This window comes from Paraburkholderia sp. BCC1884 (assembly GCF_900996225.1).
Taxonomy (GTDB): domain Bacteria; phylum Pseudomonadota; class Gammaproteobacteria; order Burkholderiales; family Burkholderiaceae; genus Paraburkholderia.
Map to the genome: position 1 here is coordinate 216,714 of NZ_CAAJGL010000145.1, position 13,918 is coordinate 230,631.

General features: G+C 63.8%; 9 protein-coding genes. 2 read left to right on the top strand and 7 right to left on the bottom strand.

All coding sequences use genetic code 11. The features are described 5' to 3' along the window. Positions 1-514: 514 nt before the first annotated feature. The 3 genes from FQ705_RS31975 to FQ705_RS31985 form a co-directional block, all read right to left on the bottom strand. Positions 515-2,056, bottom strand: coding sequence for an FAD-dependent monooxygenase (locus tag FQ705_RS31975; RefSeq protein WP_144148696.1), 1,542 nt, complete (start codon positions 2,054-2,056; stop codon positions 515-517). Positions 2,057-2,455: 399 nt separating this feature from the next. Next, on the bottom strand, positions 2,456-2,983 hold the full coding sequence (locus FQ705_RS31980) for an SRPBCC domain-containing protein (protein ID WP_144148698.1): 528 nt from the start codon (positions 2,981-2,983) through the stop codon (positions 2,456-2,458). After that, positions 2,980-3,360 carry a DUF1090 domain-containing protein gene (locus tag FQ705_RS31985; RefSeq protein ID WP_144148699.1) on the bottom strand — a complete coding sequence of 127 codons (381 nt, stop codon included), beginning with the start codon at positions 3,358-3,360 and terminating at the stop codon, positions 2,980-2,982. The genes FQ705_RS31980 and FQ705_RS31985 overlap by 4 nt, the downstream gene beginning before the upstream one ends. Before the next feature lie 329 nt (positions 3,361-3,689). Here FQ705_RS31985 and FQ705_RS31990 point away from each other — a divergent pair, with 329 nt between their 5' ends. Then, entirely contained in the window at positions 3,690-5,000 is a 1,311-nt protein-coding gene (locus FQ705_RS31990) for an MFS transporter (RefSeq protein ID WP_144148701.1), read from the top strand. Between the two features lie 117 nt (positions 5,001-5,117). Here the strand turns inward: FQ705_RS31990 and FQ705_RS31995 are convergent, their stop codons facing one another. Continuing rightward, the gene (locus FQ705_RS31995) at positions 5,118-5,519 is read right to left on the bottom strand and encodes a hypothetical protein (RefSeq protein ID WP_144148703.1); all 402 of its coding nucleotides are present in this window, start codon (positions 5,517-5,519) and stop codon (positions 5,118-5,120) included. 62 nt (positions 5,520-5,581) lie between these two features. Next, the gene (locus FQ705_RS32000; protein WP_144148705.1) at positions 5,582-6,502 is read right to left on the bottom strand and encodes a DUF72 domain-containing protein; all 921 of its coding nucleotides are present in this window, start codon (positions 6,500-6,502) and stop codon (positions 5,582-5,584) included. A gap of 204 nt (positions 6,503-6,706) precedes the next feature. Between FQ705_RS32000 and FQ705_RS32005 the strand changes: the two genes are divergently transcribed. Further along, complete coding sequence (locus FQ705_RS32005; protein ID WP_144148707.1) at positions 6,707-7,939, top strand: DUF2252 domain-containing protein; 1,233 nt, start codon at positions 6,707-6,709, stop codon at positions 7,937-7,939. A 68-nt stretch (positions 7,940-8,007) separates the two neighbouring features. Here the strand turns inward: FQ705_RS32005 and FQ705_RS32010 are convergent, their stop codons facing one another. Beyond that, a complete protein-coding gene (locus FQ705_RS32010; protein WP_144148709.1) occupies positions 8,008-12,720 on the bottom strand; it encodes a cellulose synthase subunit BcsC-related outer membrane protein in 4,713 nt (1,570 codons plus the stop codon). Continuing rightward, entirely contained in the window at positions 12,711-13,910 is a 1,200-nt protein-coding gene (bcsZ, locus tag FQ705_RS32015; RefSeq protein ID WP_144148711.1) for a cellulose synthase complex periplasmic endoglucanase BcsZ, read from the bottom strand. Before bcsZ ends, FQ705_RS32010 begins: the two co-directional genes overlap by 10 nt. Positions 13,911-13,918 lie beyond the last annotated feature (8 nt).

Genomic DNA, 13,918 nt, shown 5'->3' on the forward strand with positions numbered 1-13,918 from the left:
TCCTCCGCGCGGTCGTACGGCGACCGGCACTCGTCGACGAGCCGGGAAGCGGCCCATATGTGGCCGTTCTAAAGTTCACGCGGCTTCTAATCGCTTGATCAACTCTTTGTGCTGAGACTAGATAGCGGCAAGTCGCGATCTATAGTCATCTTCGAAATATCCCTTCGTTCCAGCTGAAGGCTTGCGGGCCGCACGACACTGTGCTCGTCGTCTCTGAACAAGTTTTATCCGTACACGCTGCTTCATGACTTTTGCGAGATAGTGGGGCTCGGCTGGTCGATTGTCCGCGATGATGCGCGGCGCCGTGTCGATTGACCGTTCCTGGCCGAACCCGGAAATCCGGCTGGCCCCGGCGATTGCTTAGCGTACCGCCATGCCGAATTTCCGTGGCCGACCCACAAGAGTCAGTCGAAGTGCTCGATAACAGTCATTCATGCAGGTTACGAAAACGCGTTGAGATTAGTCCGGTGCTTGCAGGAAGAGCGCATCGGAAACCAAACTGGCCGCGGGCAATTTAGCGCGTGAGTCCGGCGTGACGCAACCAGTCAGTCAAGGCTTTAACGTCCGGCTGGTCGTGCGCAAAGCCAACTACGCCGTCGGGACGCACCGCGAACAGCGCGCCTGCGCCCGGTTCCCATGCGGCGCTCGCATGGCCGAGCGCATCCACGAGTGTCCGCACGCTGCCATTGCCTGAAAGCGAGGCGCCAGCCGGCAGCACGCGGATCGCACGTACCGCGTCGCCCGCAGTTGCAACTGCGGCCTCGAGCACCGGCTCCCAGCCGTTGCCAAATGCCAGGAGCGTGGCGTGTGGCCCGCGAAAAACGTCGAACATTCGGCATGTCGTCCCTTTGCAATCTTGCAGCCCCGGCGCGTCGGGCGCGCGGTCGCCGGCGCGCACGGGACCCGGTATAGAACGCAGTTCGCTCGACAGCGATGACTCACGGTAATGGATGTTGAGCTGGGATGTATCCTTGTCGCGTGCGATCAAGCCTTCGGTTTTCGACGAAAGCACTGTGTCGGCCAGCCGCGATGACAAACCGAGGACATGCCGGGCCACCGGCAACCGTTCAGCCTCGTAAGTGTCGAGCAGCGCGCTGTGAGCGCCAAGCTGCACGGCGGCCAGCTTCCAGCCCAGATTGAAGGCATCCTGAATACCCGTGTTCATGCCCTGGCCGCCTGCGGGCGTGTGCACATGCGCCGCGTCGCCGGCCACGAAGATGCGGCCCGCGCGATAACGGTCAACCATGCGAACGTTGGCGCGCCATAGCGAAGTCCAGGTCGGCGCCGACAGGCGAATGTCGGTACGGCCTGTGTATCGCTCGACCAGTTTCTGAAAGTTCTCGAGCGTGGGCGACTCGGCCGCCTTCGGACCGATCGCGATCTGGATCTGGAAGGTGTCCATGCCAGTGAGCGGCGCCATCGCAAGAAAACCGCCGGCAGCCGGCCGCCAGATGTGCCAATGGGCACGGTCCAGGCCCTCGACGTGCAGGTCGCCGACCAGCATGCGCATGTCCTCGTGCGTCTCGCCGAGGAACTGCAGTCCGGCGACGTGTCGCACCGTGCTGCGGCCCCCATCGCAGCCCACCAGCCAGGCTACCTCGACCTGCTCGGTGCCGCTGAGGCGCTGGAGTGTGGCGCGCACACCGTCAGAGTCAGCTTGCGCACCGACCAATGCCGTACCGTACTCCACGTTGGCACCGAGTGCCTTGAGGCGGTCACGGAGCACCGCCTCGGTACGCCACTGCGGGATCAGAAGCGACGCTGGCCAAGGCACGTCCGGCCGCGCGTCCGGTACGGCGCGTGGCACGTCACGAAATCCACCTTCGCCAGTATATTGACGGAAAGGCAGGTCGGCCTGGCCTGCGTTCACGATCTCCTCGACGATGCCGAGGCGGTCGAACACTTCGAGCGAGCGCGGTTGTATGCCCTTCGCCCGCGAGCCAGGAAACGGGCCCTCGGCCGCGTCGACGAGTTGAAAAGGCACGCCGCGCACGGCGAGTTCGCAGGCCAGCGTCAACCCTGTTGGGCCGGCACCGACGATCAGAATGTCCGACATCGATGTAATCTCCCGTTGAAATCATGGGGCGTGATCAATGCCGTGTTTGTCCCCAAAACCGACGGCGGCGTCATGAAGGAAATCACGTCGTTCGCGCTTGAGGAGACCTGTTGAACGACGCTCCCATGATCGAGCCTTCCGTCATCGCTTCTTCCCACCATTTCAATCTTTCTGCGAAACGAACCAACCGACGAGAAAGAGTGCGAACCCAAGTGCAAGATATATCCAATCCATCTGGACTTGCCAGTGGAGCTCTGGGTATTGTTGTGCCTTCACCGTGTTACAGACCATGTGGTATTTGGGACCGACTTCACCTTCATGATCCCATCCGTTCTTTGCAATTGAGTGGAAAGATACGTTTCACCCCATAGGCCATTCTCTACGAGCGCGGCCCATCCGTTATGGATGGGTCTTTACCACTCGGTCAGCCTCCAATTCCACTCGCTGTTTCAACGCATCATTCATCGCACGCATGCTGTCAGCCGTGGCCGTCAGCACACTCCCGGTCAGCGTACCAGCGAGCATCCCAGTGAAAGTTTCACCTTGAGTAAAACGCGTCTTCTCGCCCACGGCTTCGAGAGTGAAGCGGTGCTCTCCATCGAAAATACCGGGAAACCACACGTGTCCTTTCCATCGCAGTTCCCGACCAGGTCGCACCGCAAGTACCTCCGGGTAAAAAACCATTGCGTCAGGGCCCGCACCTTCGACGAATTCGATCACATTGCCTCGCCGAAGCTGCCCGTGCAACTGAGTGATTTCCGGATTCCACAGAGGGTAGTCGTCGGTCGCGGTGAGAACGGCCCACACTTGCTGGGGCGAGCCGTCGATCAAGGTCTCGGTTTCAATCGATCCATCGTGGTGCAACGCCAGCAGTGTCACGAATCCAGTCAAAGCCACTCCGGCGAAACCAAGTAGAAAGCGATTCATTGCCCGCTGCCGGCTTGTGCACGCTCCAGATCGGCGTGTGCTTCATCCACTTTCCGTTGACGATCAGCAATTTTCTTGGAGCTTTTACCCTGAGCTTTAGCGTCGCGCAGATCTTTTTCGCGTTCCGCCAGACGCTTTTGTGCTTCGGCCACTTTGCGCTCGCTGTCGCTGCGTAGAGAAGCATCCGTGCAGTTAGCGTTCATTCGCGCAAGTGCGGTTTCCAGACCGTCGACGCGATTGGCGTTGCCATGCGCCTGGGCGTAAGCAATCTCCCTCTCCAGCGAAGCACGTTTTGCATCACATCCGCCGGCCTGCGCCCAGGTGAGGGTTGGCATGACGATCGAGGACAACAACACAATCTTAAGCGTGGTGTTCATCTGCAAGCTCCGGTCAGGTTGAGCAATGAGCTCAACCCTGAATGATCGAGCGCCGTAAAGCGATCTTATCCGATTCGTTTTCGGCATCTGGTCGCGCACCTCGATGTGAAGCGCCTGCGCGTAAGCCGCAAGCTTCGTCCCAACCTGCTGTTTCAGATAATCGACTAATCGTTTTATCTTCGCGTCGACGCATTGTCTCGAGGAATAAACCGCGTACACGTTGCGCGTGTACGTTCGATAGTCCGGTAACAACACGCAAACGGCAGTGAAAAAAATCGCTTCGTGGTATGTTCGCTCGCTTGATGAGCGTCCCGGCCAGGAACCGACCCATGTACACGCCTCCCGCCGCGGCACGCGAGCAGCCGATCGCGGACCTGTCTCGCCGCAGAGCCGCCGAAATCGTCTTCGCGACGTCGCTGATCGGCGGTCTCGAACTCTTCGACTTCACCGTGTTCGGCTTCTTCGCGGCGATGATCGGCGATCAGTTTTTCCCCTCGAAGGATCCGCTGACATCGTTGTTACTGGCCGTCGCCACGTTCGGCGTCGGCTTCTTCATGCGTCCGCTCGGCGCAGTGCTGATCGGGGCCTACGCGGATCGTGGCGGCCGGCGCGCGGCCTTCAACTCGACCATCTGGCTCACCTCGCTCGGCACGGCTGCGATTGCTTTATGCCCGCCGTTTGCGACGATCGGTGTCGCCGCGCCGGTGATTCTGGTCGCGGGTCGCTTGTTGCAGGGATTCGCCGCGGGCGGCGACGTGGGCGTGGCCACCACGCTCGCGATGGAATTCGCGCCCCCGTCCCGCCGTGGCTTCATGGTGGGCTGGCAGCTTGCCGGTCAGGGCGGGGCGGCGCTGCTGGGCGCAACACTGGGCATGCTGCTGACGCAGATCATGTCGCCCGCCGCGCTGGCTTCGTGGGGCTGGCGCATTCCTTTTTTCGTCGGCTTGCTGATCGTGCCAGCAGGTATCTACTTTCGCCGGCGCATCAGCACGCCAGATGCCGCCGCTCGCACCGGCGGTTCGAGTCGGCGCACGCTTGCCGAACTATGCCGCGAGCACGGCAGCACGACGGTGCTGGCGATGCTCATGATGTTGTGGCGAACTGTGCCCGTCTACGCGATCGTCTTCTTCATGCCGAGTTATATGACGCGCGTGCTGCACCTGCCGGGCGCGGTCGGCTTCAGTTGCTCCGCGCTGTCGGCGTTGTTGCTGGTCGTCATGTCGCCCTTCGCGGGCCTGCTCGCGGATCGCTTGCCGCGCCGCAAGCCGCTCGTGCTGGCGACATCGGGGCTGACCGCGCTGGCCGTCTATCCGGTCTTTCTGCTCATCACCCAATCGCATGCGGTGTGGCCAATCCTGTTGGGCGTTGGGCTGATTTCCGCATTGATCGCTCTGGGCACGGGCGCCAACACGCTGCTCGTGCTGGAGGCGCTGCCGGTGCGAGTGCGCGCGAGCGGCCTTGCCATTTCCTATGCGTTCGGCGTGGCACTCTTTGGCGGCACGGCACAGTCCGTCGTTACGGGACTGGTCAAGTGGACGGGGGACCCGATGTCCGCGGTCTGGTATATCGCGCCTTCGTGCGCAGTGAGTTTTTTTGCGGCGGCGTTGTTTAAAGAGCAGCGCGAACAGGGTCGAGTCTGAATTTTTAACTCCTGTGGTTCGCGTGATCTAAGGCGCGATCGACTTCTAATCGCGAGCCTCCATGTCGTTCTTCAAGCACATCACGCTCGATACGCCACGGTCAGCGCAGCGGCCACGCTATCCGAAGACTCGCGACCACGCCGCGCGGATGCGCCGCCCGCGGTCTTCGAGAAAATACGATGCAGCCAGCGCCAACAAGCCGGAGATGATGCCCGTCACGATATGCTCGATGTACGGGATGCGGTAGTGACTCGCGTGCGAATACGCGTCGCCGATCGTAGTCAGAATGCCGACCACCACCGCGTTACCGTATCGATTGGTGTAAAGCTTCGCCGCGGGTGTGAAGGTCAGCAGCACAGCGAGGAGTCCGGTGAGCAGACCCGTATGCAGTGCGATCCCCCAGTGCGTGAGGCTCATGATGTTGATCCAGCTTCCCGGCATGCAGGTCATGCACGCGCTGGTCGGCTGCCAGAAGCGCTGGATAAACAGTTTCAGACGACGATTCCACTCGCTTGCCATGATGTGTTTCCCGTCCATCCATACCCCGCCAGGGGCGAGCAAATAGTGGACATGGCGCGATATTACACCGCCGTTGCAACCCCACCCAGAATCCCCATCAGGGTCCGCGCATTCCGCTGCCCCTGATCTTCGAAGCAGTTGTTGAAAATGACATGCGTGCGCCCGGCTCGCGTCGCGATGGCCCGGATCGGCGCGGCCAGTTCAGTCAGTTCGATCTCGTTGTAGTCGTAGTCGAAACGATCCGCGGCACTGGCCGCGCCCGTCGCGCCCCAGGTCTGCGTGTTGCGGCCATGCAGTCGCACCATGGCGAGGTCGGGATGGGTTGCTTCCCACACGGTATGCACGCGATTGCTCACATCGGGTGGCGCGTCGACGATCACATGGACGAGGCCACGTTCGCGTAAAAATTCGAGCGTCCACGCCGCATGCTGTTCGGCGAACCAGGTCTGATTGCGGAACTCCGCGGCCATCAGATAGCCCGCCATGCGGGCCCGGCATTCTTCGACTAGCGCGAGGCCGTCGGTTGCCCGCGTGATCCACGGCGCAAACTGGAACAGCACCGCGCCGAGGCGCCCGGTCGCGCGCAGCGGCTCGAGCGCGTCCAGATAGCGCCGCCATAGTTCGTCGCGGATATCATCGGGCATGTCCTTGTAGTAAACGTGCTTCTTGCGCGGGCCGGTGATGCCCGGCGGCAGCGCCAGCGCAATGTCCGGCGGCAGGACTTCCGGTGCAGTCTGATGGCCCGTGAAAAGGCGAAAAGCCTTGAAATTGAACGTAAAGCCCTCCGGCGTGCGCTCGGTCCACAACTGCGCGTTGCTTGCCGACGGCATCGCGTAGTAAGCGGAATCGACTTCGACCAGCGGGAATTGCGAAGCGTAAAAGCGCAGACGCGCTTCGGCGCTGCTGCTGCCGCGCGGGTAGAAACGCTTGCAGGCAATCAGTGTTTTATCGGTCCAGCCGGCCGTACCGCATCGGATGTCCATGGGCGATGGCGTGTGATTGGCGCACGAGTTTGCTCAGGTGCAGAAGTTGTAGGATACCTTGTGAGGCCAGTGACGGTTTAGCTGTCGCGACCATGACTCAGGCGCGATTCGTGCTGTCGTCCCGTGCGCGCCATGCGCCAGTTGGCGCACGGCGGCGGGGCGGCCTCACACCGCATTCGAACGTCTAAAAAAGCGGACCATACAATGCCGAAGAAGAACCTCACACGAAACAAGCTGCCCAAGCCCGAAGCGCGCCAGGCGCTCCTTAACACGCGCCGCAATGCCAGGATGGCGCGCTCGGCCCATGCCTATGTACGTGGCAACACCAGCAAGTTCTACGAGTGGCTGGACGGCATCGAAGGCCATAAGCTGCCCGAGGGTCCGGCTATCTGGATTTGTGGCGACTGCCACACGGGCAACCTCGGACCGGTCGCCGATGCGCAAGGGCGCGTCGAAATTCAGATCCGCGATCTCGACCAGACCGTGATCGGCAATCCGGCCCATGATCTGATCCGCCTCGGCCTCTCGCTTGCCACCGCCGCGCGCGGCTCCGATCTGCCGGGCGTGACGACCGTGCGCATGATGGAAGCGCTGGCGGACGGCTACGAACGCGCCTTCGACGAAGCGGCCGGCGACGCCGATATCCACGCTGAAAAGCCCGAAGCCGTGCGAGTGGTGATGAAGGAAGCAGTACGCCGTTCGTGGCGTCATCTGGCGGAAGAGCGGATCGAGGATCTCGAACCGACGATCCCGCTCGGGCCGCGTTTCTGGCCGCTTGCAAAGACCGAGCGACGCGAAATCGAGGCGCTCTTCGAGAAGGGCTCGCTTGCCCGGCTGGCAACCATGCTGCGTGGCGCCGGCGACGAAGCCGACGTGGATGTGCTCGACGCCGCCTACTGGGTGAAGGGCTGCAGCTCGCTGGGGCGCTTGCGTTATGCGGTGCTGCTCGACATCGACGGTGCCGCGCTCGACGGCGACGATCTCTGCCTGATGGACATCAAGGAAGCCGCGCCGGCTGCCGCGCCGCGTTATAGCGGCGTACGCATGCCGCGCGATAACGCGGAGCGGGTGGTGGAGGGCGCGCGCCATCTGTCGCCGTCGCTAGGCGAGCGCATGCGCGCTGCGCGTCTGTCCGATCGGGGCGTGGTGATTCGTGAATTGCTGCCGCAGGACATGAAGCTGACCATCGAGCAACTGACTCGCGACGAAGCCATGAAGGCGGCGCGCTTTCTCGCGCTGGTGGTGGGCAACGCTCACGCGCGTCAGATGGACAGCGCCCAACGCAAGGCGTGGCTGACCGAACTGCGCCGCAACCGTTCGAAAACGCTAAACGCGCCGGGCTGGCTATGGACGAGCATCGTGGAACTGGTGAGCAGTCATGCGGCCGGCTATCTGGAGCATTGCCGGCGCTATGCGACCGAGCGCGAGGGGAGTTGAAGCGTTGAACCGTCGGTGGCGAGCATAGCGGCGTTCATGCCGCTTCCCTCGCCACCGTTATGTCACGACTAGTTCGACAACGACACGTAAGGCGAACTGAGCGGCGTAGGCGGGAACGGCTGCAGGCCCGTCTGTTTGCTGAAGCTATACCGCAGATACACCGCCGCCAGCCACTCGCGATATTCATACGCATTGCCGAGCGACGCGGTTGCACCGAACGCGAGTTGCGGCGCCAGTTGATATTCGCCCACTGCGCTGAGCGAATACGACACACCGGTCTTGCTCTGGCCGGCATAAACCTGATTGCTGTTCACCTCGCTGCCAACCACGCCGATGTTGTTCAGAGCGGTTTGTTGCATACCGGGGGAATTCGGGAAGTAATTCGACTGGTCCTCGCGGTAATGCTGCACCCCGATCGATCCCTTCACGTCATACGTGAAAGCACCGTTGCGCCCGGTCCACTCGACTGGCAGATTCAGGATCACATACTGTTGCGGGCTGAAATAGCCGCCTTGGCCGTACGTGAAATACGACAGGTTCTTGTCGTAGCGCATCAAGGTCGTATTCACGCCGACGGTGAGCGTCTGGTCGGCGTCTTTCAGCAGACGCGTATAGATGCCGCCGCCGCCCTTGACGGCGTTGTTGCTGACGACGTTGTGCCCGTCGTAGTACTGGTAGCCCGCGTTCACGTACAGGCCGCTCGTGCCGTCGTCCCACGCGAGGCTGCCAACGCCGCCGAGCGACGTCACGCCGCCCCATTCGAGGCCGGAGCCCGCATCGCGCGCACCGGCATAGGAGAGCAGGCTGTCGGTCACCGCGCGGCGTGCGACCGCGAGCGAATACGAGACCTTGTCGGTGATGCCGCCGTTGTACTGCGCGCCGCCTACGATGTTGGTCTCGCGAAAACCGAGCGGCGTCACGCCGATATCGCCGCTGAGGCTGCGGCCTTCGTAGCCGAGCGACAGACCCACACCGCTCGCAGTCTGGTTGCCATAGATATTGTTGCCGGCGACCGCTGCGGTTTCCGATCGGGTGTTCGAGATGCCGGCGCCGAAGCGCGCGAGCGTCGCCACGTTGCCGGCGGCGGTGCCGGCATCGAGCGTGACGGGCGTCGCGGTGATGACGATGTGACCGTTGCCCGCCTTGATGCGGCCTTGAATCGGCGCTTCGATATCGGTCAGCGAAGACAGGCCGTCTTCCCCCACGCGGTCGCGGAACACGATCCCACCCGACACGGTACTGGACTGCTCGCGATTGACCTGGGCGAGTTCTTCCGCCACGCCGAGCGTTTGCGTATTGGCCGTATTCGCGGGCGTGCCGCTGCCGTCCCCGTTCTGCGGGTAGTACGGTTGCGCGTAACCGGTCGGCGGTTGCGGAATGTACGGCTGCTGCTGTTGCGCGTAGTAACCCTGATTCGGATATGCCTGCTGTTGCGGCGGATACGGCCGGTAGGGCTGCTGTTGCTGCGGCGGATAGGGTTGATACGGCTGTTGCGCGTAACCCTGCTGTTGCTGCGGATAGGCCGGCTGACCGTAGTAAGGCTGTTGTTGTTGCGCATAGCCTTGCTGCTGTCCATACGGTGCCTGCGCATAGCGCGGCGCAGTGTGGGTGCTCTTCGAGGTAGCCGGCTTCTTCGTGGTGGTCCGCTTCGTGTTCTGCGCGGGGTAGGCCGCGTAAGGCTGCTGTTGCGCCTCGCGCGCGGCGGGCGACATCGGCCAGGGCGTGGCGGCGTAGCCGTCCTGCGCACCGTAGGGCTGCTGTTGCTGCTGCGGATACGCAGGCTGTTGCTGGTACGCCGGGTTATACGGCTGCTGTTGCATGGGTTGCATCGGCTGCTGTAACTGGCCTTGGCCCGGATAAGGCTGCAACGGCGCGCCCGACTGGCTCGACCCGTAGCTTTCCTGGCCATAGCCACCCGAGTCGCCGCCCTGACGCGGCGCGTTGTACGGCATGGCGGCAGGCGCGGCGTTAGGCGTATAAGGCTGCGCGGGCGCCGTATACGGCGCGACATAAGGCGCGGGCTGCGCGGGCGGCGGATAGTTCGGCACGGTCTGTGTCGGTAGGGAAGACTGCGTGTACGGAAGGGATGAGCGTGCGGCGTTGAAAGCGCCGCCGTTCAACGCGGCGTTGTCGGCATCGGTCGCGCTGACCGTGGCGGTTTTGCCCTCGAAAGGATTGGTGCCCGGCAGCGGCGTCGCGCCGATCCGGCGCATCGCCACTTCCCAGCCGCGCGGCACGTTGCTCGCGGTGCCGGTGCGTGGGCCGTTGGCCATCAGCGGCGTGTTGGCGGCGACCAGCGAGCGTTGCAGATAAGTGGACGCGAGCGAGAGCTTGCCCTCGGCGCGATACATGCGGCCTACCGTGGCCAGCACGGCGGGGTCGCCCGGCGCCGCTTTCAAGGCCTGATTCGCGAGCGTTTCGGCATAGCTGAACTGTTTCGCGCCGACGGCCGCGGGAATCGCCGCCTGCACCAGATTCAGATCGTCGGGCCGGCGTTGCAGCGCGACGCGGTAACTGGTCAGCGCACTGCGGTCGTCGCCGGCGGTCGAATAGAGACGGCCGAGCGCCGCTTGCAAGTCGGGGTTGTCGGGCATTGCGGCGAGCCACGGCGCGATCACGTCGTAGGCGCTCGCGAGATCGCCGCGCTGACGCACCGCGTCGCACTGCTTGATCACGATGCCAAGATTCAGGTTGCCGAAGTCCGTGCGCTGCTGCGGCGTCAACTGCATCGACGCGAGCCGGCGCATTACCATGCCGAGTTCGTTTTCCTGCTGCGTGGCGGACAGAATGCCCGCGTATTGGAGCAGCAGGTCGGTATTGCCGGGCGCCGCGTTCATCGCGGCACGCACGAGACTGAGCGCGCGATTCGGGTCGCCTGCTTGCTGGTAGGCGCCGGCGATCACGCCGATCAGTTCCGGGCTGTTGCCGGCTACCGGTTCGGCGGCATGCAGCGTGGCAAGGGCCTGTTGCGACTGGCCGTTGTGCGCCATGCGTGCTGCAAGGTCGGCCTGCTGATGCACCCACAAACGATGCTGAAGCGTGGTCATCGCGTCGGTGCGTTGCGCGACGGGAATGCGTTCGAGTTGCGCGAGGCCCGCGGACCAATCCTGCGTTTCCGCCGACAACAGCGCGCTCGCATACAACGCGTCGGTCATGTCGGGGTGTGCCGCGAGCAAGCCGTCCATCATGCTGCGCGCGTTGGCGACCGCGCCTTGGCGCACGTAGATGCGCGCGAGGTCGAGCCGTAGCCAGGGATCGTCAGGTGTGTTGAGCAACGCATCTTCGAACAGGCTGCGCGCGCTGCCGAGGTCGCCGCGCGCTTCCGCCGCGCGTGCCTGGGCCGCTTGTGCTTCGCCACGCAGACGGTTGATGCCGCCGGCCTTCGACTGCTGTTCCGCGTTCAGCTGATTGGCGAACTGCAGGGCTTCGTCGCCACGGCCTTGCGCGGCGAGCGCGCCGACCAGCCCGCGCACCGCATCGGGATTGTCGGCCTGACGACGCAACGCCATCCGGTATGCCTGTTCCGCGCCGACCGGATCGTTGTTCGAGAGCAGCATTTCGCCGAGCAGCACTTGCGCGGTGACGTCGGAGGGATTCAGCGCGATCGCGCGTTCGAACAGCGACTTCGCCTTCGCGAATTCGCCGTTGCTGCGTGCACCGATGGCGTCGCTCGTGTAGGTCCAGTACGTCGCGCTGTCGAGCGCGGTTTTCCAGCGCGCGGGATTGCCGCTGCGTGAAGCACGTTCCAGATAGTTGCGGGCTTCGGCGAAACGCTCCTGCTTGAGCGCGGCGATGCCCATGCCGCCGAGCGCATCGGTGTCGTTCGGGCTATTGGCCAGCACTGCAGAAAACTTCGTGCGCGCGGTGGCCGGGTCGTTGCGATCGAGCGCGGCGAAACCGTCGGCGATGGTGCGGCCGCGCGCGTCCGTCGCGGCGTTTTCCTGCGAGCGGTCGCGCGCCGTCTTGTCCTGCTGCACCATCGAATCGAAGCGCGCCTTGACAGCGGCGTCGTCGGTTGCGGTTTGCAGATAGGCTTCGTAGAGCGCGGCGTCCGAGGGACGCGCGTCCAGCCACAAGAGCGCCTGCCGCCAGCTCTTTTTCGCTGCCGCACCGACCGCGTTGTCGCCCGCGAGCTTTTGCAATCGCGCGATGCCGTCGCGGCGCGTTACGTCGCGATAGGTCAGATGCTGCGCGTAGGCGAGGGCATAGCGCGGTTCGTCGGGGTTGTCGCGCGCCAGTTGTTCGAGACCGCGGCGTGCCTGATCCCAGCCTTGCGGCGTGGCGGAGAGCGCCTGGTAGTATTCGAGTTGCAATTCCGGCGTGGCCGGCTTGCCGTTCAGCGCGCGCTGATATTCCTGCACGGCGCTCGCGCTCTGACCGCTTTGCGCGAGACGCCGCGCGTCGTTCACCGTTTGATCGCGCAGACTGGATTCGCCGAGACGGCGGCCCAGTTCATCCATGTTCGGATAGGTTGGCGCAGCGGCTTTCAGGCGCGCCAGATATTGTTGTGCGCCGGCGCCGTCCTTGCGATCGGCGAGCACCATACCCATGCCGAACAGCGCGTCGGGCTGTTTCGGATCGATGCGCAGCACCTTCAACCAGGCCTGCTCGGCAAGGTCGCCGCGCTGATGCGATTGCCAGTACTTGCCCTGATCGATCAGCACGTTCAACGGATCTTTCGACGCTTGCGCGAGTGCGTCCGGCGACACCGCCGCCACATAGCAGACGGCCGTGAAACTCAGCGCGAGGCGCAGTGACAACGCGAGGGCGCTCAATCGCATGCATTTCTCCAGCTTGGCACGAGACGGCCGGCTTCGTCGAAGCGATAGCGGCCGTCGATGAAACCCGTGCCGAACAATCCCAGCACACGATCGTAATAAACCGGCTCGCGGCCGGGCACGTTGGCGTCGAGCGCGGCCAGATGCGTGCGCGCGAGGCCGAGACCGCGCTCGTCGCCGAGCGCCTTGAAGTACGGCGCGAGCGCGCCCCAGTAGCTGAGCGGGCCTTCGCCGCTCGGGGTGCCGGTAGTCGACGAAACCTTCTCGGGCGGCACACCAGTTTGCGCGATCCGGGTTCGCATGCCGCCGAGCGAGGCCAGCCAGGGTTTGGCGAGCGGGTCGGCGGGCGACGTGAGCCCGGCCCACAGATAGACGCGGATCGCGTCATAGCTGCCGGTGTCGCCGTTCTTCGGATCGATCACGAACTGGCCGTTCTGCCAGGCCGCCCAGTCCGGCGCGAAGCCGAGCGGCGCGGTGGTCTTGACGAGCTTGTAGGCGCTTTCCGCGAGCTTGCCCCACGGACCGCCCGGCGCTTCCTGGGCGAGCGCGCGCAGCACCGGCAACGGCAGATAGCTCGGATTCAATCGGGTCACGCCGCCGGTTTTAAAGCCTTGCGGGCCGGGCAGCAGCATCGGTCCGACGCCCGGCAAGGTGGTCATCTCCTGACGCGCGATCTGCGCGGCCAGGGCCTGACCGAGTTGCGTATAGGTCGGGTCTTTCCACAGGCGGCCGGCTTGCAGCAGATCGTAGGCGATCCACAGGTCGGAGTCGGAGGCCGAGTTCGGGTCGAGCACGCCGAACGAGCCGTCGGGTTTGCGGCCCCATTGCCACGAGGGCAGTCGCATGTCCTGCGCGTCGAACTGGTTGCCCGCGAGGTTGGTGCGCGTCCACGCGAGCAGACGGTCGAAGGTGGCGCGGTCGTTCGCGACCAGCGCGAAGAAGAGCGCGTACGACTGGCCCTCGGAGGTGGTCTGCTGCGTCGGCGTGGAAAAATCGATCACGCGGCCGTCGGCCTGCACGAATCGTTCGACGAAAGTCCGATAGCCGTTCCAGTTGCCGCATGCTCCCGATGCGGCGGAGGCACCCGGCGCGGCCGTGGTCTGCGCCACCTTGACGAGATTGGCGTAGCTCGCCGAGGCCGCGAGCCCGAGCGTCAACGCCATGCAAGTTTTCTTGTTGATTCGAACCCGCATAACAGTCC

Excerpts from the sequence above, each read along its gene's own strand:
- FQ705_RS31980 (WP_144148698.1), bottom strand. The coding sequence starts at position 2,983 with ATGAATCGCTTTCTACTTGGTTTCGCCGGAGTGGCTTTGACTGGATTC.
- FQ705_RS32005 (WP_144148707.1), top strand. The coding sequence starts at position 6,707 with ATGCCGAAGAAGAACCTCACACGAAACAAGCTGCCCAAGCCCGAAGCG.
- FQ705_RS32010 (WP_144148709.1), bottom strand. The coding sequence starts at position 12,720 with ATGCGATTGAGCGCCCTCGCGTTGTCACTGCGCCTCGCGCTGAGTTTC.
- FQ705_RS31995 (WP_144148703.1), bottom strand. The coding sequence starts at position 5,519 with ATGGCAAGCGAGTGGAATCGTCGTCTGAAACTGTTTATCCAGCGCTTC.
- FQ705_RS32000 (WP_144148705.1), bottom strand. The coding sequence starts at position 6,502 with ATGGACATCCGATGCGGTACGGCCGGCTGGACCGATAAAACACTGATT.
- FQ705_RS31985 (WP_144148699.1), bottom strand. The coding sequence starts at position 3,360 with ATGAACACCACGCTTAAGATTGTGTTGTTGTCCTCGATCGTCATGCCA.
- bcsZ (WP_144148711.1), bottom strand. The coding sequence starts at position 13,910 with ATGCGGGTTCGAATCAACAAGAAAACTTGCATGGCGTTGACGCTCGGG.
- FQ705_RS31975 (WP_144148696.1), bottom strand. The coding sequence starts at position 2,056 with ATGTCGGACATTCTGATCGTCGGTGCCGGCCCAACAGGGTTGACGCTG.
- FQ705_RS31990 (WP_144148701.1), top strand. The coding sequence starts at position 3,690 with ATGTACACGCCTCCCGCCGCGGCACGCGAGCAGCCGATCGCGGACCTG.